Raw genomic sequence first — 24,821 nt, forward strand, 5'->3', positions numbered from 1 at the left:
ACAACGTGCCCAGTACCGTCGCGGTCGCGCTCGTGGTTCCTTCGATGGCGACGAACGTGTCCTCGGCCGGCTCACCATCCTGGCCGATCCCGGCAGGCCAAGCGCCGCGGGGCGCCCGCCGGCCAGGCGGACGCCCCGCGGGCTGTCACTGTTCGGGTGGTCCCGCAGTGTTTCGGGTGGTCCCGTGAAGATCAGCGCATGGGCTCGCCGGTGCGTGAGCTCCGCTCCTCGCGGGCTGCCTGCCCGGGAAGCGGGCGGACCGGCCCCCCGGCCGCGGGACGGCCCGCGACGGCGTCCTCGGGCAGCGGGGTGTGCCGGATCTCCTCCAGATCCTCGGCGGACTCGACGGAGATCCGCGGCAGGACCCGGTCGAGCCAGGCCGGCACCCACCAGTTCGCCGTGCCGAAGATGTGCATCAGCGAGGGCACCAGCACGGTCCGGATGATGAAGGCGTCGATGAGGATCGCCGTCGAGAGCCCGAGGCCCATCAGCTTGATCACTCGTTCGTCACCGAGGATGAACGAGGCGAAGACCAGGATCATGATCGCGCCAGCCGCGGAGATGACCCGGCCGGTCTCGGCCTGGCCGAGCGAGACGGCGATCCGGTTGTCCCGGCGCGCGGTCCACTCCTCGTGCATCCGGCTGACCAGGAACACCTCGTAGTCCATGGACAGGCCGAACAGGATCGCGAAGAGGATCACCGGGATGAACGCCTCGACCGGGCCGCCGCTGATGCTGAACAGCGATGCGCCCCAGCCCCACTGGAACACCGCGACGACCACGCCGAAGGCCGCCCCGACCGCGAGCAGGTTCATCAGCGAGGCGGTCAACGGGACCAGCAGGCTGCGGAACACCGCTACCAGCAGCAGGAAGGCGAGGAGAACCACGATCCCGATGAACAGCGGCAGCTTGCCCGACAGCGTGCTGGAGAAGTCCTCGAAGGTGGCCGTGATGCCGCCGACGTAGATGCCGGTGCCGGCCTGGTTCGCCTGCGGGATCACGTGGTCGCGCAGCTGGTTGAGCAGCTTCGAGGTCGCCTCGGCCTGCGGGCTCGTCGTCGGGTACAGGGTGGCGATCGCCGCCTGCCCGTTTGGGCTCGGCCGCGGGGCCGAGACGGAGGCGACGCCTGGTGTCGCGCGGGCCGCCGCCACCACAGCGCGGAGGCTTGCCGTGTCCTGCGGCGAATGGATCTCGGCGACGATGCTGAACGGACCGTTGAACCCCGGTCCGAAGCCCTCGGCCAGCAGGTCGTAGCCGCGCTTGGTGGTCTTGGCGGTGTCGCCGTTGCCGAGGTCGGACGAGCCGAGCCGCAGCGAGAGGAACGGGATCGCGATGACGGCGATGACCACCGCGCTGACCACCGCGAACAACTGGGGCCGCCCCTCCAGCCGCTTCGCCCAGTGCCACCAGAAGCCCGAGGTGCTTTCGTGCACCGGGCCCTCCTCAGCCAGCCTGCGCCGGTCGCGCCGGTTGAGCACCTTCATGCCGTAGAAGCCGAGCAGGGCCGGCAGCAGGGTGACGGCCGCGGTCATCGTCATCGCCACGGCTACCGCCGCCGAGATCGCCACGCCGTAGAGGAAGCTCACGCCGAGCGCGAACATGCCGAGCAGCGCGATGCAGACGGTCATGCCGGCGAAGAGCACGGCGCGCCCGGAGGTGTTGACCGCGGTGACCGTNGCCTCCTCCGGGCTCTTGCCTGCGCGTAGGCCGATGCGGTGCCGGTTGACGATGAACAGGGCGTAGTCGATGCCGACGCCCAGTCCGATCAAGGTCGCGAGGACCGGGCTGAACTCGGCGATCGTGAGGATGTGGGAGAGCAGGATGATCAGGATGCTGCCGACCCCGAGGGCCATGATGGCGGTGATCAGGGGCAGAGTGACGGCCAGCAACGAGCCGAAGGCGACGAAGAGGATGATCGCCGCGGCGATGATGCCGATCAGCTCGCTGTAGCTTTGCTGCTGCTGCTCGATGATCGAGACGATCTGACCGGTCGCCTCCACCTGCAGGTCGTCGCCGCCGTAGCCTCGAGCGGTGTCGACGAACCGCTGGATGTCGTCCTTGGGCAGCTCGATGCCCTGCAGGTCGAAGTCGACGGTCGCGAAGGCCGTGTGCCCGTCCTTGCTGATCTGGGCGGCGCCCCGCGGCCCGTATGGGCTCGTGATCCCGGTGACGTGCGGGACCTTGGCGAGCTCGCCGAGCATCTCGCTGGCCCGATCGGAGATGGCACGGTTGGTGATACGAGTCTTGTCACTGTGCAGCACGATGGTGGCGCTGTCTCCCGACGCCGCCGGGAAGTCGCGTTGCAGGAGGTCGATGGCCTTCTGCGAATCGGTGCCGGGCAGGGAGAAGGCGTCCTTGTAACTACTTCCGGCCACCTGGCTGATGCCGCCGAGCCCGAGCAGCGCGACGATCCACAGGAACAGGACGAGCCGACGGTGCCGGAAGCACCAGCGGGCGAGCGAGGCCACGGTTTCCCCTCGGGCGTTGGTGATCGGTGGTGTCGCTACCTGCGACGTCATGCTGACGATTTGCTGCTGATTGCTACCGAGAAACTTACCGGTCGTTCAGTAGGTAGAGTTGAGGGTAACATCCGTCGCGGACTCGATCGGGGGGGTGTATGGCCGCCATGACCGAGCCGACATCGCCCGATCCGGCATCGCTCGATCCACGGGGCGATACCAGATCGCGGATCCTCGCCGCCGCCATGAGCCTCTTCAGCGAACAGGGGTATGCCGGCACCTCGGTGCGGGACATCTCCGAGCGGCTGGGAGTGACGAAGGCGGCGCTCTATTACCACTTTCCGTCGAAGGAGTCGATCCTCGACGCTCTGCTGGAGCCCTTCGTGTCCGAGTTGGGTCGACTTGTCGATCTCGTTCGGCAGTCCCCGCCGCCGCCCCCCCGGATCATCATCGAGCGATTCGTCGAGGCGCTGGCGGGCCCCGGTGGCGTGCTGCTCGTCTTCGCCGACGACCCTTCGGTGATTCACCGTAAGATCGGCAAGAGCGACATACTGTCCCTGCAGCAGGCCCTCGTGCACGGGCTCGCGGGGCCGGCTCCCACCCATCTCGGGTTGCTGCGCGCGTACTGCGCGGTCGGATCCCTGCGGGGGGGGATCATCGGGATGGCGATCGAACGTGCCCAGGCCGCCGCCAGGCAGTCCACCAGCGCCGACGAGGAGCGCCGCAGCGGCGCGGGCGAGGCGGTCACCTGCTCCGAGCGCATCCGGGTCCTTGTCTCGCAGGTATCGAGGACATTCNCCCCGCTGGTCTCCGCCGCGGAGCAGGGGGAGATCGTGGCTGCCGCCCTCGCCGCTCTCGGTGACGATCCCGCCGACTCCGTCTCCGTCTCCGCCGCTGGTTCCGGCGGCTGCGGCGCGGTGGGTGATGAGGGGCATGAAAGTGACAGGTCTCCCTCCGGTGCTGACCTGACCGGGTCACGGGATGCTCCGGTCGCCGACGCGGGTCCGGTCGAGACATCCTGCCCGGCGCACGAAGAACGTCCCGCGTGCCGGGAGGCCGCGGCGCCTCACCGGTCTCCCGCGCCGGACCTGGCCTCCGTCCGGCTCCACTGACGACTGTATGCGCCGGACCGTGAGCGATCCGGTGCATCACCCCTTCGTATCCACCCACCTTCGCGGTTCATGTGCCTCATCTCACTCTTCAGACGTTCGTAGATGGTGGTCCGTCTATTTGGTCGTGGCAAATGCCGCTTTCGCTCTTGTTTGTCTGGGGCGGTAGGGTGGTCGCGTGTGGAGGATGGATCAGCGTTTGGATGATGAGCCTTCCGCCTGTCCGGCGCACGCCGCGGACGGGTCGACACATCTGCCGCCGGAGGTAGGTCTCGGCGGCTTTGCCTCCGTCGCGACCGGTGATCCTGTGGTGACCGGATCGGACTGACGGGAGGGTGTTGGCGTCGGAGCAGGCCGACCATGACCCTGACGCCGTGTACCGGCATCGAGTCGGCAAGGTGTCGTCGGCGCGTCCTTCCTCCGGAGGCAATGCGGTTGTAAATAGTCCGCAATACCCAGTCGTCGATGTGGAGCCAGTTCGAAGTCCCCGGAAGAAGGTCTCCGAGAGCAGATTCCGAATCGATCGGACCGCTGTCATATCGGGCGACGCCGGACGGTCGGGATGAGGGAGTGTGATAGGGAGTCCGGAGTCGCGCTAGGCCCCCGCCGTCCGATGTCGCCCATCTGACCATGGACGATCCGGCGACGGGACGGTGGAATGGTGGCAGTCGTGAGCCCGGTGGCGCGGAGTTACCAACGCGCCGCGGATCCGGAGCCCGGCGTTGATGAGATGAGCAGTGGCTGTTCGGATCGGTGCCGCCCGCCAGGGTGGCCGACGCAACGATCCGGCCGGCGAGTTCGTGCCAGCGGACCACACCGAATCACCTTCGGTCGGACCACCTCGCAACGCGGGGCGACGAGTAGGGAAAGTTGTAGGTGACGTGCAACCAGTGCCCGCGGGGGAGAACGGCGTGAGGGGAATGACCGGAAGCGGTGTGTCGTGAGCACCCGGTCTCGCCCCGCTTTCGGTAACGGAGTGTCTACATCTCTCACCGGGCTGGCCCTACGGGCCGGCTCGGTCGTCTCGACCTGGCCGCCCCGGACCGCCGTCATCACGGGAGCATCCAGCGGTATCGGCCGGGAGGCCGCGCTGCTGCTGGCCGCGGACCGATGCCGGTCGCTGCTGGTCGGTCGCAACGGGGCCGCGCTTGACGAGGTGGCCGCGGCGACCGAGGGGCACCGGATCGCGGTCGACCTGTCTAGTCCCGGCTCGGAACTGATGGTCTCCTCCCGGGCGACCGAGCTTCTCGGCGAGGTCGACCTGCTGGTGTGCTCGGCAGGCCTCGGGGCGGCGGGCCCGTTCGAGGTAATGTCCCCGGCCGCGATCGCGGAGCTGGTCACGGTCAACGTGCTGTCGCCGATGATGCTGGTCCGGGCCATGTTGCCGGCCATGCTCGACCGCGGCCAGGGGCGCATCCTGCTGGTGGGCAGCATCGCCGGCGCGCTGGGAGTGCGCGGTGAGGTCGCCTATTCCGCAACCAAGGCCGCTCTGCTCGGTTTCGCCGACGCGTTGCGGTCCGAGGTTGCCGGTCGCGGTGTGACGGTGACCCTGTGTCTACCTGGTGTCGTCGACACACCATTTTTCCACCGCCGTGGCGCGCCCTACGTCCGTCGCTGGCCCCGGCCCATACCGGCCGGGCTTGTCGCGCAGCGCATGCTGGCGGCCACCGGACGCGGCGACGCTGAGATCTGGGTGCCACGCTGGTTACTCGGCGCGGTGCGGGTCCACGGTGCGATCCCGTCGGTCTACCGCAGGCTGGCGGGTGTCTTCGGATGATCCGCGGCGTGGTCTACCCGGCCGCTTCCGGCTCTCCGACCGGCCCTGGGGGTGAGCGACACCGACGATGAGAGTGCCGCGGCCGACGGGCGGCCACCGGCCGCAGGCCGCCCAGGTGGTGCCGCCGGAGCATCATTCCGCCCACGGACCTGTGAGGACCAACCGAAGGGGGCCGGCCAGGCGGAGCTCATCCCGATACCGGCCCAGGGCCGGCCCATCTCCCGTACCGGCCCGCGCTGATCGTGCCCATGACCACCCGGTGCGATCCGCATCCTGATCGCCTCGGCGAGACCCGGGCAGCCACCCCCACCGCGGAGCCTTCCGAAGAGCCTTCCGAACCCGGGCTCTGCGGGTACGTCCGCGCCGGTCGTGGCATCCGGGGATGCGGGATCCGACCCGACCGCGTCCGTAGTGCAGACCGCCATCGAAGGAGAGGCGTATGACAGCCATCGACGCCCGAACCAGCCCATCACGCACGCCTGCCCAGCCGGCCGCGACGGGCCTGGCAACTCCCGCCGAGCAGCTGCTGCGCGCCGCCCCGGCGGAGAACTTCCCGGTCTCGCCGTTCGTTCTGCCCGCGGCGGTTCGTTTCCACTTCAACGCGTTGTACGCCTTCAGCCGGCTCGTCGACAACCTCGGCGACGAGGCGGCCGGCGACCGGCTCGCCCTGCTCGACCGGTTGTCGGCGGACCTCGAGGTGATCTGGACAGGTGGGCAGCCGGAGCTGCCGGTCCTGCGCCTGCTCGCGCGGACCGTGCGGGACTGTGACCTGCCCGCCGAACCGTTCCAGCGCCTCGTCGAGGCCAACCGGCAGGACCAGCGGGTCACCCGTTACGAGACCTTCGACGACCTGGTCCGCTACTGCACGCTCTCGGCCGATCCGATCGGACGGATGGTGCTGGGCGTCTTCGGGCTGGCGACCCCCGACCGGGTCGTGCTGTCGGACCGGGTGTGCACCGCCTTGCAGCTCGCCGAGCACTGGCAGGACGTGGCCGAGGACCTCGCCGCCGGCCGGATCTACCTGCCGCTGGAGGATCTGGACACCTTCGGGGTGNCCGAGGCCGATCTGCGGGCTTCCGTCGCGAGTCCGGCCGTGCGCCATCTGATGGCCTTCGAGGTCGCTCGGGCCCGTACGGTGATCGACCAGGGCGCTCCCCTGGTGTCGATGGTGCCCGGGCGGCTGCGGCTGGCCCTGGCCGGTTTCGTGGGCGGGGGCCGGGCGGCGTTGGACGCGATCCGGCGCGCCGACTACGACGTGCTCGGTGGGCCACCGAAGGCGACGAAGCCACGGGTCGCCGAGTTCGCGCTGGCGGCGCTGGCCCGGTCGCTGGCTCCCGGAGCGTCGGCGGTGGCGCACACGGCGGCCGCCGTCGCCACCGCGACCAGCGCGGCCGGGGCCTGGCCGGGTTCCGGTTCGGGTTCCGGTTCCGGTTCCGGTTCCACAGCCCACGGCGGCACCGCCGCGACGAGTACCCAGGCCGGCGTCCCCGCAGCACAGTCCGTTCTTCCGGAGATGGGTGAGGTTCGATGAGTACCGCGGCGCAGTTCCCCGCGGGCCGGCCGACCGTGGCGGAGGCGTATGCCGCCTGCGAGGCCGTGACCAAGGAGGCGGCACGCAACTTCTCCTACGGCATTCGCCTGCTGCCGGCCGAGAAGCGGGGGGCGCTGAGCGCCGTCTACGCGCTCGCCCGCCGCCTCGACGACATCGGCGACGGCGATCTTCCCGAGGAGGCGAAGTTCGCCGGGCTGGCGCAGGTCCGCGCGGAGGTCGAGGAGCTGGGGACGAACAGCTCCGATGATCCGGTCTTCGTCGCCCTCGCCGACGCCGCCCGCCGGTTCCCGATCCCGTTGGAGGCGTTCATCGAACTCGCCGACGGGGTCGAGAGTGACGTGCGCGGCACCACCTACGACACGTTCGACGATCTCGTCGGCTACTGCCGCCTGGTCGCCGGGACGATCGGGCGTCTCTCGCTCGGCATCTTTGGCAGCGAGCGGGCCACCTCCCACCGCGACGCCTCGGGGGTCGCGGACGCCCTCGGGGTCGCACTCCAGCAGACGAACATCCTCCGGGACGTGCGCGAGGACCTGCTCGGCGGCCGGATCTACCTGCCGCGCCAGGAGCTGAAGGCCGCCGGCGTCGAACTCGAGGTGGACGCGACCGGTCGCCTCGGCGGCCCCCCCGACGCGCTCATCGCGTACCTGCGGACGTCGGCGCAGCGAGCGGAGGAGTGGTATGGGCGTGGGCTCGTCCTGCTCGACCTGCTCGACCGGCGCAGCGCGGCCTGTTGTGGGGCGATGGCCGGCATCTACCTGCGGCTCAACCGGCGGATCAAGACCGATCCGTCCGCGGTGCTCGATCGTCGGCTGGCGCTGCCCGGCTGGGAGAAGGCGGTCGTCGCCGCCCGCAGCCTCGCGGGGCGGCCCGAGATGAGGGCGGCATGACCACGGGTGCCGGTGCGGACGTCGCGCCGGCATGGGGGACGCGGCCCGCCGGGCGGACGGACGAACGCCCGCATCTCGCCGTCGTCGGCGGCGGGCTCGCGGGCATGGCCGCGGCGCTGCTGGCCGTGGACAGCGGGGCCCGCGTGACCCTGCTGGAGGCACGTCCCCGCCTCGGCGGGGCGACGACGTCGTTCCGGCGCGGGCAGCTGTGGATCGACACCGGCCAGCACGTGTTCATGCGGTGCTGCACGGCCTACCGTGGGCTGCTGCAGCGACTCGGCGTCGAACACCTGACCACCCTGCAGTCCCGGCTGGACGTGCCGGTGCTGCTCGGCGACTCGTTGACCCGGACCCGGCTGCGCCGGACGAGGGTCCCGCTGCCGGCGCCACTGCACCTGGCCCCGGCGTTGCTGGGGTACCAGGCGCTGCCGATCGCCGAACGGCTGCGGGCCGGGCTCGCGGCGTTTCAGCTCGGGCGGCTCGACCAGCGCTCCCCGGCGGTGGACGAGCAGTCGTTCGGCACCTGGTTGTCCACCCACGGCCAGGGCCCCGCGGCGACGAAGGCGTTGTGGGAACTGCTGACGGTCGCGACGCTGAACGTGCCCGCCGCCGACGCCTCCCTCGGCCTCGCAGCCAAGGTCGTGCGGACCGGTCTGCTGGAGGGCGCCGCCGCCGGGGACCTCGGCTGGGCCGAGGTCCCCCTGTCCCGACTGCACGGCGACGCGGCGATGGAGACGCTCACCGCGGCCGGCGCCGACGTGCGCACCGGGGTGAAGGTCCGGTCCATCACCGCCGCGGGCAGCGGATGGGAACTGGCCGTCACCGCGGGCGGGACCGGTCGCGGCGCGGCGGTGCCCGGCACCGACGACCGCGGCGTGCTGCGGGCGGACGCGGTCGTGCTCGCGGTGCCGCCGCCCGCCGCCGCGTCCCTTCTGCCAGCCGGCGCCGAACCCGAGGCGGCCCGGCTGCGTGAGCTCGGCGACTCGCCGATCATCAACGTGCACATGATCTATCCTCGACCGGTGATCGACGGTCCGTTCCTGGCCGTGGTCGACTCGCCCATTCAATGGATCTTCGATCGCACGGTCTCCTCCGGGCTCGCCGCTGCCGGCCCGCCCGGTGCCCAGTACCTGGCGCTGTCGCAGTCCGCGGCGGAGCCATGGGTCGATCGTCCGGCGAACGAGCTGCGGACCCTGTTCGTCGAGGAGATGGCCCGGCTGTTCCCGGCCGCGCGGGCGGCCGGGCCACTGGAGGTTTTCGTCACTCGGGAACGTACGGCGACCTTCCGGCAGGTGCCCGGTTCGCTCGCGTTGCGTCCGGGCGCGTCGACCGGCCTGACCGGCTTCGCCCTGGCCGGAACCTGGACCGACACCGGATGGCCGGCGACCATGGAGTCGGCCGTGCGTAGCGGACTCACTGCTGTCCGTGAGAACCTGGCCGGTATGGGGGTCGACGTCAACGAGCCACGCGGGCCGGGCCCGCAGGCCCGAAGGACGGACGGACGGCTCCCCGAGCAGGTGNGTGNGTCGGTACCGGTAGGCACTGAATCGGTGAGCGCACCGGGCGGCGGCGCCACGGCCGCGCAGGTGCGGGATCCACAGGATCCACGAGGGGACAACGCGGTTCCCGCCGGATCGGCGGCGGTCGTCCGGCCGCTTCCGTCCGGCCAGCCAAGGCACNCATCCACAGGGGGATTCCCGGTATGACCATGACGGTTCCGGATGCGATCGAGCGTGGGCGGACCCTCACCGTGCCTGCCTTGCGCGCCACGGTGGATCGGCTCCACCCACGACTTCGTCACGTCGTCGCCTACCACCGCGGCTGGGTCGACGCCGAGGGCGCGCCACTGTCCGGCGGCGGGGGCAAGCTGGTACGCCCGGCGCTGGCGCTGCTGTCGGCGCAGGCCGCCGGCGCCCCGGCGGAGACCGGGCTGCCGGCAGCGGTCGCCGTCGAGCTGGTGCACGACTTCTCGCTGCTGCACGACGATCTTATGGACGGCGACACCGAGCGCCGCCACCGGCCCACGGCCTGGACGATCTTCGGTGCCGACGGCGCGATCCTCGCCGGGGACGCGCTGCTCGGCCTCGCGACCCAGGTCCTGCTGGAGGTCGAGGGGGAGCCCGGCCGTCGTGCGGCGCTGATCCTGGGCGCGGGCGTCCAGGACCTCGTCCGTGGCCAGGCCGAGGACCTGATGTTCGAGAAACGGTCGGACGTCAGCGTCGCCGAGACGCTGCACATGGAGGACGGCAAGACCGGCGCGCTGCTGGCCTGCTCGGCCTCCCTCGGCGCCGTGCTCGCCGGGGCCGGTGACGACATGGTCAACGCCCTCGCCGAGTACGGCTCCCGGCTCGGCACCGCGTTCCAGCTCATCGACGACCTGCTTGGTATCTGGGGTGATCCCTCGGTGACCGGCAAGCCGGTGTTGTCGGACCTGCGTTCCCGCAAGAAGTCGGTGCCGGTCGTGGTGGCCCTGGAGGCCGGCGGAGCCGCGGCCGAGGAGCTGCNGGCGTTCCTCACCGGCACCGGGGAGTCCACCGAGGCGGAGCTGACGCACATCGCGGACCTGATCGAGCGGGCCGGCGGGCGGGACTGGACCACCGCCGAGGCCGACGGCCAGCTGAAGGCCTGCGAGAACGTGCTCCGCTCGCTGTCGATGCCCGCCGAGATCGAGGCGGAACTGCTGGCCCTCGCGCGCTTCGTGACCGAACGAGACCGCTGAGGAGACGACGGGTGAGTGCAGTCGCCGTTCCCGCCCGGCCCGGCGATCAGCACGTTGATCGTCTTCATGACCATCGCATGTACGACGAGGGGAGTCGTCGATGAGCCTGNCCTCGGNCCCGNCCCCGGCTGCTCCAAAGGCCGCGAAGAGCTCGAAGCGCGTTAACATNCCCGCGCCCGCCACGCCCGACGCTTACGGGATCTCCCGGTCCTCGCCACCGCTGTCCGGCGGTGGTGTGTCCGGCGGTGGTGTGTCCGGCGGTGGCGCGGCGACCGCCGACGGCACCCCGCCCACGACGCAGACCTCGGTCGATCCGGACCTGGCCGCGGCGATGACCGCGGCCAACCAGGCTCGGGACCACCTCCTCGGGCTGCAGTCCGAGGAGGGCTGGTGGAAGGGCGACCTCGAGACGAACGTCACGATCGACGCCGAACACCTGTTCATGAAGCAGTTCCTCGGCATCCGCACCGAGGAGGAGACCGAGCCGATCGCCCGGTGGGTGCGGTCCCAGCAACTCGCGGACGGCGGCTGGGCCACGTACTACGGCGGACCGGCCGAGCTGTCCACCACGGTCGAGGCGTACATCGCCCTGCGTCTGGCCGGTGACGAGCCCGACGCCCCGCACATGGCGGCGGCGGCCGCGCTCATCCGCTCCCAGGGCGGGGTGGCGGCCGCCCGGGTGTTCACCCGCATCTGGCTGGCGACCTTCGGCGAGTGGTCCTGGGACGACGTGCCCGTCCTGCCGCCGGAACTGATCTTCCTGCCGTCCTGGTTCCCGCTGAACGTCTACGACTTCGGCTGTTGGGCCCGCCAGACGATCGTCGCGTTGACGATCGTCGGGTCGCTCCGGCCCGTGCGCGACCTCGGCTTCAGCATCGACGAGATCAAGGTCGCGGCACCCGTGACGCCGCCGAAGCCGGCCCCGCTGCACAGCTGGGAAGGCGCCTTCGAGCGGTTGGACGCGATCCTGCACCGCTATGAGCGCCGGCCGATCAAGGTGCTGCGCACCCTGGCGCTGCGCCGGGCCACCGAGTGGGTCGTCGCCCGCCAGGAGGCCGACGGGTGCTGGGGGGGCATCCAGCCGCCGTGGATCTACTCCGTCATGGCGCTGCATCTCATGGGATACCCCCTCAACCACCCGGTGATCGCCACGGCGTTCCGGGGAATGGAACGCTACATCATCCGGCGCGAGACCCCGGAGGGGCCGACCGCCCAGATCGAGGCATGCCAGTCGCCGGTCTGGGACACCGCGCTCGCGGTGGTCGCGCTCTCGGACGCCGGCGTCCCCGCCGACCATCCCGCGATGGTGCGGGCCGGCCGCTGGCTGGTCGACGAAGAGGTCAGGGTGGCCGGGGACTGGGCGGTCCGCCGTCCGGCGCTCGCCCCTGGCGGCTGGGCGTTCGAGTTCGACAACGACTTCTACCCGGATACCGACGACACCGCCGAGGTCGTGTTGGCGCTGCGTCGCCTGCTCGGTGGCAGCCATGTCACCCCGGGTGGCACCGTCACCCCGAGTGGCAGCGTCACCCCGGGCGGCACCGCCGAGCTCTCGCCGGCCGCGCGTGACCGCGCCTCCCGCGGCCTCGCGGCGGTCGACCCGCAGCTGGCCGGGGCGATGCGCGCGGCCGCGGCCCGTGGGGTCGACTGGAGCGTCGGCATGCGGTCGTCGGACGGGGCCTGGGGTGCCTTCGACGCCGACAACGTGCGGACGCTGACAGCGAAGATCCCGTTCTGCGACTTCGGCGAGGTTGTCGACCCGCCGTCGGCGGACGTCACCGCCCACATCGTGGAGATGCTGGCCGACCTCGGCCGTTCCGACCACCCGATCACCCGGCGGGCGGTGCAATGGCTGCTGGACAACCAGGAACCGGGCGGCTCCTGGTTCGGCCGGTGGGGGATCAACCACGTCTACGGCACCGGCGCCGTGGTTCCGGCGCTGATCGCCGCCGGCGTTCCCGCCGACCACCCGGCGATCACAGCCGCGGTGCGCTGGCTGCTGGAGCACCAGTCGCCCGACGGTGGATGGGGTGAGGACCCACGCTCCTACGACGATCCGGCCTGGATCGGTCGGGGTGAGCTCACCGCCTCGCAGACCGCCTGGGCCCTGCTCGCGCTGCTGGCTGTCGACCCGCACAGCAAGGCCGTCAAACGGGGAGTGCGCTGGCTGTGCGAGACCCAGCGGCCGGATGGGACCTGGGACGAGCCCCAGTTCACCGGAACCGGTTTCCCCGGTGACTTCTACCTCAACTACCACCTGTACCGGCTGGTCTTCCCGCTGACCGCGCTCGGTCGGTACGTGACCCTCACCGGGGTGGCCACGCCATGAACATCTTCGCATCCGCGGCCGGCGGCGACGGGAACGCCGGGGGCGCAGGGGACGTCGGGGACGGCGCGTCCGCCGGGGACGGCGCGTCCGCCGCCACGACGAGCGCGGCTCAGAGGGCCGTCGCCGCGGCCGCGGGTGCCGGGATCAGGACCGTTCCGGCCTCCCCCACCGAGATCCCGGCGCAGGAGTCGTCGTCGCCGTCCCTGCCGTCGGCCGCGCTCCCGGCGTCGGTCCACCGGCCGGCCGCGGCGGTCGTCCCGGAGCAGGAGCCAACCCCCGTGCGCGGTCGGGCGCGGCTGGTCGTCGCGGCGGCCCTGCGGGTCGAGGCAATGGCCGCCGGTCGGTCGGGCCTCAGCGCGGACACCGTCATCGTGCGCACCGGCATGGGTCCGGAACGGGCGCGCAAGGCCGCCCGGCTGGTGCGCGACACAGGCCCGGACGCCGTCGCCCTCGTCGGTCTCTCCGGGGGACTGGCGGCCGGGATCGAGCCCGGTGACGTCGTCGTGGCCAGCGAGATCCGCAACGCCGACGGCACCGTCGCCGGCCGTTGCGCGGCCGCGCCCCTGCTGGCCGGCGACCTGCGCCGGCTCGGGCTCACCGTGCACGTCGGCCCGATCGTCACCGTGCCGCGGCTCGTCGGCGGCACGGCCCGCGCGGAACTCGCCGCGACCGGGGCCCTTGCCGTCGACATGGAGTCCGCGGAGCTGGCGGCGGGAGTCGGCGACGTGCCGTTCGCCGCCGTCCGCGTCATCGTCGACACGGCGGCGCAGCCGCTGGGACGTATCGACCTGGCCCGCCGCGGAATCCGTGGTCTGCGCACGATGCGTCCGCTCGGGCGCCCCATCGAGGCGTGGGCCGCCGCGGTCGGCCGTCGCCAGGTTCTGCTCGCCGAGCCGCGGGCGTTCTGCGCCGGCGTCGAACGGGCGATCGAGGTCGTCGAGCGCGCCCTGGAGATCTACGGCGCGCCGGTCTACGTCCGTAAGCAGATCGTGCACAACGCCCACGTGGTAGCCGACCTGGCCAGCCGTGGAGCGATCTTCGTCGAGGAGCTCGACGAGGTGCCCGGCGGCTCGACGGTCGTCTTCTCCGCGCACGGAGTGGCCCCGGCCGTCTGGGACCAGGCGGGCGAGCGCGGCCTGTCCGTTATCGACGCCACCTGTCCGCTGGTGGAGAAGGTGCACACCGAGGCCCGCCGGTTCACCGCCCGCGGGGACACCGTGCTGCTCATCGGCCATTCCGGCCACGAGGAGGTGGACGGAACCCTCGGCGAGGCGCCCGGCCGCATCACGCTGGTCGAGTCCTCGGCCGACGTCGGCTCCCTCGACGTTCCCGATCCCGAGCGCGTTACCTACCTCATGCAGACCACGCTGGCCCTGGACGAGGCCGCGGAGGTCGTCGACGCGTTGACGGAGCGGTTCCCGGCGATCGTCGGGCCGGGCTCCACCGATATCTGCTACGCGACCTCGAACCGGCAGAACGCGGTCCGCAAGGTTGCCGAGGAGGCCCAGCTCGTCCTCGTCGTCGGCTCGGCCAACAGCGCGAACTCCGTGCGGCTCGTCGAGGTGAGCAGGCGCGACGGCGTCGAGGCGCATCTGGTCGGGGACGTCGGGGACGTGCATCTGTCCTGGCTTGCCGGCGTGGACACGATCGGCATCTCGGCCGGCGCCTCGGCCCCGCCGTCCCTCGTCAACGAGCTCCTGACCGCGTTGTCGGGTCTCGGCGCGACGGACGTCTCGGTGCGTTCCGTCGGCACCGAGACGCTCGCCTTCCACCTGCCCAAGGAACTGCGCCGACCGGCCCCGGCGCCCGTTCCAGGGCCATAGTGCGCCCGGCTCCCGGGCGGTCCCGAGGTGCGGCCCGGCGAGGGCGAAGCCGGTGGCGTCGCCCGGGCGACACGGTGGGGTTCGGTTCAGCCGGATGCGGCGCCGCGATCGGCCGCGGGCGGCCGGGTCGGTGCGGCGTGCCGCTCACCCCACCGGCGCAGGGCCAGCAGGACCGGTGCTAGGTCCCGGCCGGAGGACGTCAGCCGGTACTCGTGCCGGGACCGGGCGCCCGCCTCCTGGTACGGCTGACGCTCCAGCACCCCCGCGCGCTCCAGCGCCCGCAGCCGCTCGACCAGCACGGCTCGGGGCGCCCCGGTGCCGGCCCGGATGCCCTCGAAGCGGTGGACCCCCAGCGTGATCTCCCGGATGACCAGCAGGGACCAGCGCTCACCCACGACCTCCAGCGTCCGCGCGATCGGACAGGCCCGCGGGCCGTCGGACGATTCCTGCATCGGTGCATCCTATCGATACTGGGTACGTATCCTGAATGCAGCCAGTCTAGGCTGCGGGCATGACCACGACTGAGCCCGAATCCGCGCGGCCCGAATCCGCCTCAGGCCACCCGCACGACCCGGCTGCCTGGGGCGAGCCGCGGAGCAAGACGATCACCTGGCACGACCCGCTGCCGGTCGCCGCGGCGGCGGCGTCGCTGAGCGGGTTGGAGTTCCTGTCCGCGATGCGTGACGGGCGCATTCCGCCGCCCCCGATCTCCCGCCTGTTCGACTTCCGGCCGGTCGAGGTCGCGCCGGGAGACGTTGTCTTCACCTGTCTGCCGGACGAGTCGGCCTACAACCCGATCGGCCTCGTCCACGGTGGCCTGGTCTGCACGATCCTGGACACCGCGACTGCCTGCGCGGTGCACTCCACGCTGGCGGCCGCGGTGGCGTATACCTCCATCGAGATCAAGGTTAATTACCTGCGGCCGGTACGCGTCGTCGTCGGCCGGCCGAGCCGGCTCACCGCGCACGGCTGGGTGACCAGGCCGGGACGGCGGGTGGCTTTCGCTGAGGGAGACGTCCGGGATGACCAGGGCAAGGTCGTGGCCACCGCCAGCAGCACCTGTCTGATCATGGGTGAGACGGCCTGATCCCATGGCCTGATCCCATGGCCTGATTCCGCGGCCTGGCCGGAGACCCGACCCGACGCTCGGCCGGGCCGGATGCGACCACGGGCACGTCGTCGGGCTGCTGGCCCGACATCGTCCGTGGACTGTCCCGAACCCGTGTCCGCGCTGTCCCGGCCTTGTCTTCCCGGTGTCCGCAACTCGGCGGGGNCGGCTAACGGACACCCTTGTGGGGCAGTTCATCGGACGATCCACATGCAGTCTGTACGTACACGCTGTATGGTCAATGCAGAGATCATCGCTCATCCACTGGTGACCTAACGAGAGGGGGCCAGCCGTGGCGGTCGAGTGGCGGTACCAGCTCCCGGTTGGGACCTACCTGGCGAAGCAGAAGCTGCTTCGTCGCAAGCACTTCCCGCTCGTACTGGAGCTGGAGCCGCTGTTTGCCTGCAACCTGTCCTGCACTGGATGTGGCAAGATCCAGCATCCGGCGTCCGTGCTCAAGCAGCGGATGAGCGTCGACGACGCCTTGGCCGCGGTGGAGGAATGCGGTGCTCCGGTGGTCGCGATCGCGGGCGGCGAGCCGCTGATGCACCCGCAGATCCACGAGATCGTGAACCAGCTGGTCAAGCGCAAGAAGTTCGTGATCCTCTGCACGAACGGGCTGCTGCTCCAGAAGAAGCTCAAGAACTTCACCCCGTCGCCGTACTTCACCTTCGTCCTGCACATCGACGGTCTGCGTGAGCGGCACGACGCGGTGGTGGAGAAGGAGGGCACGTTCGACGAGTGCGTCCGTGCCTTCCACGCGGCGAAGGCCGCGGGCTTCCGGGTCGGGTCCAACTCGACGTTCTTCAACAACGACAGCCCGCAGGACGTCATCGACATCCTGACGTTCCTCAACGACGACCTCAAGGTCGACCAGATCCAGCTCTCACCCGGCTATGCCTACGAGAAGGCGCCCGACCAGGAGCACTTCCTGGGGGTCCAGGAGACCCGCGAGATGTTCTCGAAGGTCTTCGCGGACGGCCGGCGCAAGAAGTTCCGGCTCAACCACTCGCCGGTCTTCCTGGACTTCCTGGAGGGTAAGAGGGAGCTCAGCTGCACCGCGTGGGGCATCCCGAGCTACTCGCTCTTCGGCTGGCAGAAGCCCTGCTACCTGATGAGTGACGGGTACGTCTCGTCCTACAAGGAGCTCGTCGAGACCACCGACTGGGACGCCTACGGTCGTGGCAAGGACCCGCGGTGCGCGAACTGCATGGCGCACTGCGGCTATGAGACCTCCGCGGTGCTGGCCACCATGGGTTCCCTCAAGGAGTCCATCCGAGCGGCCCGCAGCGTCTGAGCTGGCTCATCGTGGTCTGAGCCGGCTCACGGCGCCACCGTCACCGTCAGGTGACGTCGTCCGGCCGGCAGGTCGCCGCCCCGACCGGGTTCACCCGGTCGGGGCGGTCGTCGTCTGTGCCGCCCCGCCTCGCGTCGGCGGGAGCAGGGCCGGCGGGAGCAGGGTTTCGCTGGCGTTGACGACGCCAGCCGGCCTTAGCCGGCGGTCCCGCGGGAGCCGGCGCCGCCGTCGGCACTGACCGGCGGCTGCTCGGCGAGATCGCCACCGCGGCCGAGCCCGCGCAGCAGCCGGTCGAGCACGGTGCCGACCTCGAGGCGGGCGGTGTCCGGGTCCGCGGCGCCGGCGGTGTAGATGCTCGCCTCCGACAGCAGGGCGGCGACCAGCCTGGTCAGCGGGACCACTGGCAGCGGGTCGATGCGGTCCTCGGCCATCGCGCGCTCCAGCCACTCCGAGAGCAGCCGGTAGCCGTGCTTCTCAACGAGCGCATCCCAGGCGTCGTTGCCCAGCACGGCCGGACCGTCGACGAGGACAATGCGCTGGAAGTCGCTGTCCGCGGTGGAGATGTCGAGCAGGGACTGGAACCCGGACCGGAGCTGCNTCCAGGCGTCGCTGGGAAGCTCCGCGTCCCGGGCAAGTTCACCGGCGACGAGCTGTTCGGCCACCTCCGTCGCGACCTGTTCCATCACGGTGCGAAACAGTGCGGCCTTGTCGCGGAAGTGGTGATAAAGCGCGCCGCGGGTGACCTGCGCGTCGGCGACGATCTCCTCGGTGCCGGTGGAGGCGAACCCCTGTTCGGCGAACCGACGGCGGGCGGCGGAGATCAGGGCCTGACGGGTGTCAGCCGTCTGCTCGGTACGACGGCTTCGTGTCACCCCTTGATTATGGTGTAGCCGAGGCCGTTGTACCCACTACCGTCCCGGCACGAGCGGGCCTGGTCGTGACGAAGCTGCTCCGATGCNCCCGCAACCGCCGACGGACGCCGATCCGTGGCTGTTGCCTCGCCCCCTGGTCGCGCCCTCGCCAGCCGTTCGTCGCGCATCGCCGATCACTTTTCGTTTTCAACTGGTTGCAGCCGGGTATCTCCGATCACCCCTGTCGATCATGAGGTTACGGGAGGTGCTCATTGTTGCCGCGGGGCGTGGTGGGCACCATCGTCGATGCTCATGTCGGCTACCCCGCCGCCGGCCGGAGGCCTGGGATTTCATGGTGGCGCGGCAGGAGAGTTTCGGGGGGGAGATCTCCATACCGGCTCGGCCAGACCGGGACGGAAGCCTTGTAACCCCGCATTACCCAGGGCGCCCGCACGCCCTTGAGGGGCCCGTGGCAGTATCACTTTCTGTGACAGTGCTGCTGTGGGTCGCCGTTGCCTCTCTGCTCGCCTGGCTCTACCTGACCGTCGGCCATGGGTTCTTCTGGCGGACCGATCAGCGCCTGCCATCCCGGCAGGCGCCGACCGCTTGGCCCAGTGTGGCGATCGTCGTGCCGGCTCGGGACGAGGCCGACGTGCTTCCCGTGACGCTTCCGACGCTGCTTGCCCAGGACTATCCCGGTCCTGTCCAGCTGATCCTGGTGGACGACGGTTCCACCGACGGGACCACGGAGGTTGCCCGGGACCTGGCGGAACAGGCCGCCGCGCGTGGTGAGACCAACGTGACGCCGGCCATGACCACATCCACCGAACCCCCCACTGGCTGGACCGGGAAGCTGTGGGCGCTGCGGCGGGGCATCGAGTGCGCTGGCGACGTCGACTTCCTGCTCCTCACCGACGCGGACATCTCCCACCGCCCGGGATCGCTGACCGCGCTCGTCGAGTCGGCGACCTCCCAGAAGCTGGACATGGTGTCGCAGATGGCCGTGCTACGGGTGCAGACCGGCTGGGAGCGTCTGATCGTCCCGGCCTTCGTGCACTTCTTCGCGATGCTGTACCCGTTCCGGTGGTCGAACCGGCCGGGTTCGCGGGTGGCCGCCGCGGCCGGCGGATGCTCCCTGATCCGCCGGGAGGCCCTTGCGGCGGCCGGTGGACTGGCGGAGGTGCGCGGCGCCGTCATCGACGACGTGGCGATCGCGCGGATCATCAAGCGCTCGGGCGGGCGGACGTGGCTCGGACTCGCCGAGCAGGTCCACAGCCAGCGCCCGTATCCGCGGCTCGCGGATCTGTGGAAGATGGTGTCCCGCAGCGCCTATGCGCAGTTGCGGCACTCCCCGTCGCTGCTGGTCGGGACCGTGTTGGGACTGAGCCTGGTCTTCGTCATCCCAGTGGTCGCGACCATCGTGGGCATCGTGACCGGCGACGTCGCCACGGCTCTCGTCGGTGGGATCGCTTGGTTGATCATGACTGTCACCTATCTGCCGATGACCNGCTACTATTGTCAGCCGCTGCCGCTGGCCCTGCTGCTCCCCGGAGTGGCCGTGCTGTACCTCGCGATGACGGTGGACTCGGCGCGGCTCAAGCGGGCCGGGCGGGGAGCGGCCTGGAAGGGACGTACCTACCAGGATCACGGTGCCCCGGCCGCCGCCCCCGAGTATCCGAACGGCCCGGGTGAACGGCGTGAGGGTTCGGTGGCCGGGCCGCCCGACTCCGGCGGCTCATCGGCCTCCGCCGGCGGCTCATCGGCTTTGCCATCCGCCTCGTCCACGGTGCCCGCAACACCCCTGGTAATGGCGACATCCTCGGCGGTCCCCGCGCCGGCCGTGGCGCCGGCTTCCCCCACGCCTACGTCCATACCGACGCCCACTCCCACGCGGTGGCCCGCATCGTCATCGGCCTCGCCGCCGGTCCGGGGCGGATCGACCGATCAGCCCCGGACCTAGCCGGTGGTCCCGAGCTAGGACGGGGTGCCGTGGCCGAGTCGGTAGAGGGCGGTGGCTAGGAACGCTCCGTCGCGTGAGTGAGTCATCCATCCCGGCCGGGACAGTCGAACAGGACCGGCTGGCGGTCGGCCTCACCATCCGCGACAGGCAGATCGTCGCCCTGCTGGGTCGGCCTCCGGCTTGGACCGCGACAGTAACCGCCGGGCCCGCGCCGGACAGGCGGTCGCGCTGTTCTATCGGCTCTACGGCACCGCACCCGCGCCTGACTGCCCGTCCGAGTCAGACCGTGGCAGGAGCCGGCCCTTGTTCCAGACGACGTCGGAGAGTAACCGCATTCTCGGCAAGGGCGGAGATGAGATAACCCGGACCAGCCAGGGGAAGCAGCGCCACCCCGTCCGCGACGGCCGCTTGCGCGCCGGATTCCGCCCTCTTTGCCGGCACGGACTCCCGCCGGGCTGCCGGAGAGCCCACCGGATCGGGCCCCGCGACGAGGAGCGACCCGAGGGCACGAGCCGAGCCGAGGAGGGCTGGTCCGGTCAGGCCAGGTATCTCGGGACCGAGGACGAGATCCTGGCGCAGCAGGGGGGTCGGTTCGGATGGCGGATCCACCTCCGCATGGGCGTCCATGTCCACCCGCAGGGTGCTACGTATCGATCCGGTCGTCTCCCCGAATCGGCCCAGCACGATCTCCTCGCGCAGCCGTAGCCAGGCCGTGGTCGCCAAGTGCACATCGGTCACCAGGAGATGGTCCGAGCCCCGCGCCGCGACGGTCGGCTCCGGCGCGAAGTCCAGCGCGCCACCCGGGGCCACCCGTGCCGACACGGTGAAGCGGGACGGCCCGGGCCCGTGACCGGGCAGGGCCACCGTCGCGGCCACCGAACGCACCACCAGGCGCACCCCGCTGCCGACGGAGATGTCGAGTCCCAGATCATCACCCGCCAGCGGTCCGGCGGTCGCGTTGACCAGGTGAACCGTCGCGGTCGGCAGCGCGTCCGCGGATAGCGCGGGCACCGTAGACGGGGCCCTGGTCCGACCAGGGGATGCTCCGGTCTGGCGCAGGACGATCGGCACGTCGGAGCGCAACTCGATGAGCCTCGCCGTGCCGTCCGGAGCCGATTCGACCCGGATGACGGCCCGTGCCCGTACGGCCGTGCGGCCCGTTCGGGCGGCCGTGACGAGGGGGCCCTCCGGCCCGGCCGCGACCCCGCCCAGGATGACCCCCCGTCTCATGGCTGCCATGGTGCCAGCCGGGGGCGACGGGATCGGCCGGCGCCCGCGGGTCCACCCGGCGCCGCGCGATCGCGATCGGCCGAGTAGCCGACCATGCGAGTAGCCGACGGGCCGGGTCTGGGACCGATGACGACGAGTCGGCGGGCACCGGTCAGGATGTGAACATCCGTAGCGCCGTGGTGCGGTGCCGTTCGGCCAGGAGATCGAGGCGGATACCGGTGACGGCGGGCAGCAGCCGGGGCGGGCGTCGGGAAGCCTCCGCGCCGGCCAGCGCGATCGCCTCGACCTCGTCGGCGAGCCGGGCGAGCACGGCGGTGACGGCCAAGGGGTCCAGCCCCATCAGGCGGGTCGCGGCGGTCGCGGGTCCGGTGACCGTGGTGTGGGCGGCGACCAGGGCGGCGTCCGAGGGACGCAGGCCCGCGCCCGCGGCGACCATGCCTAGTGCGCACGGGTGGTGCGGTGCACGTGGACCGGGCGGCACGGGCCAGGCGGCCCGGCCCGCTCGCAGCAGCGTGCGCCCCTGAGCCCGGCTCGCGTCGCGTTGGGCGGGGGAGGGCATCCGGGCGTCGAGCTCGGCGTCCAAGGTGGCGATGGTGGTGGGTGTGACGATGGTGACGGGTGTGACGGATGCGGTGGGGACGTGGTCGGCGTGTGGCGCCCGCGTCGCGGGACCCGGCTGCGTGCCGGCCCGGCAGGCTGCGGCCGCGAAGGCCGCGGCGACCAGGCCGGTCGTGGTGAGCCGTCCGACGAGGAAGGCCGCCAGGTCGGACAGGTTCGCCAGACTCCCGTCCGTCACCGCTGCTTCAACACCGCCCGAGTGGGCGTGACCTCCCGTGGGCATCCGGCCGTCCGCGAGGACCAGCAGCGTCGCCCGCCGTCCGGATCGCCCGGTCGGACCAGCCACGTCCTCGGTCCCGCCGTCCCGTGCGGTATCGCCCTCAATCGTCACCGTAGCCGCTCCCGGCGTTAGTCAGTGTCCGAACCGCTGTGGCGTTTACATTCATCGGGCCCGGAAGCCTCTGGATACGCAGTGACAGCCGTGGTAAGAACCGTCAGAACACTCAGAATCAGAACATTCAGAACAGGAAGTAGCGCTGGGTCATCGGGAGTTCGCTCACCGGATCCGCCTCGATCGCCTCACCGTCCACCGTGACGGTGAACGTGTCGGGGTCCACCCGGATGTCCGGTGTCGCGGTGTTCTCGGGAAGATCCGCCTTGCCGCGGCGGCGCACATCCGCGACCGGCACCACCGGGGTGGCGAGCCCCAGCCGTCCGGGCAGCCCGTCCTCGATCGCCGCCGGGGCAACGAAGATCAACGACGACGCGGCGGCCGGACCACGGGCGGCTCCCCACATCGGCCGGGGCAGCACCGGCTGCGGGGTCGGGATGGAGGCGTTCGCATCGCCCATCGCGGCCCAGGCGATGAACCCGCCCTTGAGGACCAGCGACGGCCGCACCCCGAAGAACGCCGGGTCGTACAGCACCAGGTCGGCGAGCTTGCCGGGCTCCACCGAGCCGATCTCCGCGTCCAGGCCGTGCGCCACCGCCGGGCAGATCGTGTACTTGGCGATGTAGCGTCGGGCCCGGGTGTTGTCGGCCCGATCGTCGCCGGCCAGGGACCCGCGCCGGAGCTTCATCACATGCGCGGTCTGCCAGGTACGCAGGACGACCTCGCCGATCCGGCCCATCGCCTGCGAGTCCGAACCGATCATCGAGATCGCGCCCAGGTCGTGCAGGATGTCCTCGGCGGCGATCGTCGACGGCCGGATCCGGCTCTCGGCGAAGGCCAGGTCCTCGGGCACGCTGGGGTTGAGATGGTGACAGACCATCAGCATGTCGAGGTGCTCGTCGAGGGTGTTGACGGTGTGCGGGCGGGTCGGATTCGTCGATGACGGCAGCACGTTGCCGGCGGCCGCGACCGTGATGATGTCCGGGGCATGCCCGCCGCCGGCCCCCTCGGTGTGGTACGCATGGATCGCCCGGCCGGCGATGGCGGCCAGCGTGTCCTCGACGAAGCCGGCCTCGTTCAGGGTGTCGGAGTGCAGCGCAACCTGGACGCCGGCGGCGTCGGCGACCCGCAGGCAGGCGTCGATTGCGGCCGGCGTCGTCCCCCAGTCCTCGTGCAGCTTGAAGCCGGCCGCCCCGGCGCGCAGCTGTTCCCACATCGACTCGTCGCTGACCGTGTTGCCCTTGCCGAGCAGGACAACGTTGACCGGCCAGTCGTCCAGCGCGGACAGCATCCGCGCCAGGTTCCAGGATCCNGGCGTCACCGTCGTCGCCTTCGTGCCCTCGGCCGGGCCGGTGCCGCCGCCGATCAGCGTGGTGATGCCGGCGCCCAGCGCCTCCGGAACCTGCTGCGGGCAGATCAGATGGACGTGGCAGTCCACCGCGCCGGCGGTGAGGATCTTCCCGTTACCGGCGATGATCTCGGTGCCGGGCCCCATCACCAGCTCGGGATGGACGCCGTCCATTGTGTCCGGGTTGCCGGCCTTACCCAGCGCGACGATCCGGCCATCGCGGATCCCCACGTCGGCCTTGACCACACCCCAGTGGTCGAGAACGACGGCGCCGGTGATGACGAGGTCGGGCGCACCCTCGGCGCGGGTTGCCAGGGACTGCCCCATCGACTCACGGATGACCTTGCCGCCCCCGAAGACGGCCTCGTCACCGGTCCCGGTGCCCGCCGGCCCGCGGCTGCGGTCCTCCGTCACCTCGATGAACAGGTCGGTGTCCGCGAGCCGGATACGGTCGCCGACCGTGGGGCCGTACAGCGCCGCGTAGCGGGAGCGGTCGAGTCGGCTCACGAACCCTCTCCCTGAAAGCCCGATATATCCTCGATCGTCGCGGTGTCCGCAATCCGGGTGCCGCTCGCGGCGTCCAACGGGCCGGCCGATTCCGGCCGCAGGCCCGGCACGACCCGGGCGCCGGCCAGCGGCACCAGTTCGATCTCGCGTTCCACGCCGGGTTCGAAGCGGACCGCGGTGCCGGCGGGCACCGCGAGCCGGTGGCCCCAGGCACTCGCCCGGTCGAAGTCGAGAGCGGGGNTCGCCGCGGCGAAGTGGTAGTGCGAGCCGACCTGCACCGGCCGGTCGCCCATGTTACGGACCAGCACCGTGCGTACCGGGCGTCCGGCGTTGATCTCGACGGGATCGTCGCCGGTCAGGATCTCCCCGGGGATCACGGGATCGGCCGGTGGACGGTGACCAGCTTGGTGCCGTCCGGGAAGGTGGCTTCGACCTGCACCTCGCCGAGCATCTCCGGCACGCCCTCCATGACGTCGTCCCGGGTGAGCACGGTTCGCCCGGCGCTCATCAGGTCCGCGACGCCGCGACCGTCCCGCGCGCCCTCCAGCAGGAACGAGGTGATGATCGCGGTCGCTTCGGGATGGTTCAGCCGCAGCCCACGGGCTCGCCGTTCACGGGCGAGCCCGGCCGCCACATGGATCAGCAGTCGTTCCTGTTCATGGGGGCTCAGCAGCACGAATGCGAAGCCTAGCAGGTCGGGGAATGCCGCCGGCCTGGTTCGGTTCGGCGCGGTCCACGACATGCCGGCGACGCTCCGGCCCCGATGCTCGTCGGACATATCGGGGCGCAATGTGACGGTCAGGTGAACGGCGACGCTCTCGCAACCCAAGAAAAGTTTNGTCCAGGTTTCTGTCCCGACATTGCCGGGGACGCCGCGGGAGCGTGGTTCCGTCAACAGTAAGAATGGAGTTACTGG

19 protein-coding genes are annotated in these 24,821 nt (G+C 71.1%); 11 read left to right on the forward strand and 8 right to left on the reverse strand.

Features of this window, described 5'->3' with window-relative positions:
• Nucleotides 1–191: 191 nt before the first annotated feature.
• Nucleotides 192–2,468: an MMPL family transporter gene (locus ALLO2_RS13910; RefSeq protein WP_023841188.1), complete on the reverse strand. Its 2,277-nt coding sequence runs from the start codon at nt 2,466–2,468 to the stop codon at nt 192–194.
• A 236-nt stretch (nt 2,469–2,704) separates the two neighbouring features.
• On the opposite strand from ALLO2_RS13910, the gene ALLO2_RS23400 reads away from it, so the two are divergent.
• The 8 genes from ALLO2_RS23400 (at nt 2,705) to ispH (ending at nt 14,655) form a co-directional block, all read left to right on the forward strand.
• A complete protein-coding gene (locus tag ALLO2_RS23400) occupies nt 2,705–3,571 on the forward strand; it encodes a helix-turn-helix domain-containing protein (RefSeq protein ID WP_232235097.1) in 867 nt (288 codons plus the stop codon).
• 994 nt (nt 3,572–4,565) lie between these two features.
• Nucleotides 4,566–5,345 carry an SDR family NAD(P)-dependent oxidoreductase gene (locus ALLO2_RS13920; protein WP_085014068.1) on the forward strand — a complete coding sequence of 260 codons (780 nt, stop codon included), beginning with the start codon at nt 4,566–4,568 and terminating at the stop codon, nt 5,343–5,345.
• A 439-nt stretch (nt 5,346–5,784) separates the two neighbouring features.
• Nucleotides 5,785–6,876 (forward strand): squalene synthase HpnC, encoded by a 1,092-nt coding sequence (hpnC, locus tag ALLO2_RS13925; RefSeq protein ID WP_035732576.1) that lies wholly within the window; start codon nt 5,785–5,787, stop codon nt 6,874–6,876.
• Nucleotides 6,873–7,787: a presqualene diphosphate synthase HpnD gene (gene hpnD / locus ALLO2_RS13930; RefSeq protein ID WP_011435273.1), complete on the forward strand. Its 915-nt coding sequence runs from the start codon at nt 6,873–6,875 to the stop codon at nt 7,785–7,787. The genes hpnC and hpnD overlap by 4 nt, the downstream gene beginning before the upstream one ends.
• On the forward strand, nt 7,784–9,493 hold the full coding sequence (gene hpnE / locus ALLO2_RS13935) for a hydroxysqualene dehydroxylase HpnE (protein WP_035732578.1): 1,710 nt from the start codon (nt 7,784–7,786) through the stop codon (nt 9,491–9,493). The genes hpnD and hpnE overlap by 4 nt, the downstream gene beginning before the upstream one ends.
• Nucleotides 9,490–10,506 carry a polyprenyl synthetase family protein gene (locus ALLO2_RS13940; RefSeq protein ID WP_035732580.1) on the forward strand — a complete coding sequence of 339 codons (1,017 nt, stop codon included), beginning with the start codon at nt 9,490–9,492 and terminating at the stop codon, nt 10,504–10,506. Before hpnE ends, ALLO2_RS13940 begins: the two co-directional genes overlap by 4 nt.
• 100 nt (nt 10,507–10,606) lie before the next feature.
• Entirely contained in the window at nt 10,607–12,832 is a 2,226-nt protein-coding gene (locus tag ALLO2_RS13945; RefSeq protein WP_035732582.1) for a prenyltransferase/squalene oxidase repeat-containing protein, read from the forward strand.
• Nucleotides 12,829–14,655 carry a 4-hydroxy-3-methylbut-2-enyl diphosphate reductase gene (gene ispH / locus ALLO2_RS13950; RefSeq protein ID WP_023841192.1) on the forward strand — a complete coding sequence of 609 codons (1,827 nt, stop codon included), beginning with the start codon at nt 12,829–12,831 and terminating at the stop codon, nt 14,653–14,655. The genes ALLO2_RS13945 and ispH overlap by 4 nt, the downstream gene beginning before the upstream one ends.
• Before the next feature lie 86 nt (nt 14,656–14,741).
• Here ispH and ALLO2_RS13955 read toward each other — a convergent pair whose 3' ends face one another.
• A complete protein-coding gene (locus ALLO2_RS13955; protein ID WP_011435278.1) occupies nt 14,742–15,107 on the reverse strand; it encodes a helix-turn-helix domain-containing protein in 366 nt (121 codons plus the stop codon).
• Nucleotides 15,108–15,166: 59 nt separating this feature from the next.
• Here ALLO2_RS13955 and ALLO2_RS13960 point away from each other — a divergent pair, with 59 nt between their 5' ends.
• Nucleotides 15,167–15,742, forward strand: coding sequence for a PaaI family thioesterase (locus ALLO2_RS13960; RefSeq protein ID WP_011435279.1), 576 nt, complete (start codon nt 15,167–15,169; stop codon nt 15,740–15,742).
• Nucleotides 15,743–16,055: 313 nt separating this feature from the next.
• The gene (hpnH, locus tag ALLO2_RS13965; protein ID WP_035732584.1) at nt 16,056–17,060 is read left to right on the forward strand and encodes an adenosyl-hopene transferase HpnH; all 1,005 of its coding nucleotides are present in this window, start codon (nt 16,056–16,058) and stop codon (nt 17,058–17,060) included.
• Between the two features lie 194 nt (nt 17,061–17,254).
• Here the strand turns inward: hpnH and ALLO2_RS13970 are convergent, their stop codons facing one another.
• A complete protein-coding gene (locus tag ALLO2_RS13970) occupies nt 17,255–17,932 on the reverse strand; it encodes a TetR/AcrR family transcriptional regulator (RefSeq protein ID WP_035732585.1) in 678 nt (225 codons plus the stop codon).
• Nucleotides 17,933–18,263: 331 nt separating this feature from the next.
• On the opposite strand from ALLO2_RS13970, the gene ALLO2_RS13975 reads away from it, so the two are divergent.
• Nucleotides 18,264–19,871, forward strand: a complete 1,608-nt coding sequence (locus ALLO2_RS13975; protein WP_035732587.1) for a glycosyltransferase — start codon at nt 18,264–18,266, stop codon at nt 19,869–19,871.
• 279 nt (nt 19,872–20,150) lie between these two features.
• Here ALLO2_RS13975 and ALLO2_RS13980 read toward each other — a convergent pair whose 3' ends face one another.
• The 5 genes from ALLO2_RS13980 to ALLO2_RS14000 form a co-directional block, all read right to left on the reverse strand.
• The gene (locus ALLO2_RS13980; RefSeq protein ID WP_011435283.1) at nt 20,151–21,110 is read right to left on the reverse strand and encodes an urease accessory protein UreD; all 960 of its coding nucleotides are present in this window, start codon (nt 21,108–21,110) and stop codon (nt 20,151–20,153) included.
• Nucleotides 21,111–21,252: 142 nt separating this feature from the next.
• Nucleotides 21,253–22,050, reverse strand: coding sequence for an urease accessory protein UreF (locus ALLO2_RS13985; protein ID WP_023841194.1), 798 nt, complete (start codon nt 22,048–22,050; stop codon nt 21,253–21,255).
• Between the two features lie 127 nt (nt 22,051–22,177).
• Nucleotides 22,178–23,905, reverse strand: coding sequence for an urease subunit alpha (locus ALLO2_RS13990; RefSeq protein WP_011435285.1), 1,728 nt, complete (start codon nt 23,903–23,905; stop codon nt 22,178–22,180).
• Nucleotides 23,902–24,282, reverse strand: coding sequence for an urease subunit beta (locus tag ALLO2_RS13995; protein ID WP_035732589.1), 381 nt, complete (start codon nt 24,280–24,282; stop codon nt 23,902–23,904). The genes ALLO2_RS13990 and ALLO2_RS13995 overlap by 4 nt, the downstream gene beginning before the upstream one ends.
• Nucleotides 24,279–24,581 carry an urease subunit gamma gene (locus tag ALLO2_RS14000; RefSeq protein WP_035732629.1) on the reverse strand — a complete coding sequence of 101 codons (303 nt, stop codon included), beginning with the start codon at nt 24,579–24,581 and terminating at the stop codon, nt 24,279–24,281. The genes ALLO2_RS13995 and ALLO2_RS14000 overlap by 4 nt, the downstream gene beginning before the upstream one ends.
• Nucleotides 24,582–24,821 lie beyond the last annotated feature (240 nt).

It is taken from the genome of Frankia sp. Allo2, assembly GCF_000733325.1.
In the GTDB taxonomy this organism is placed as follows: Bacteria; Actinomycetota; Actinomycetes; order Frankiales; family Frankiaceae; genus Frankia; species Frankia casuarinae.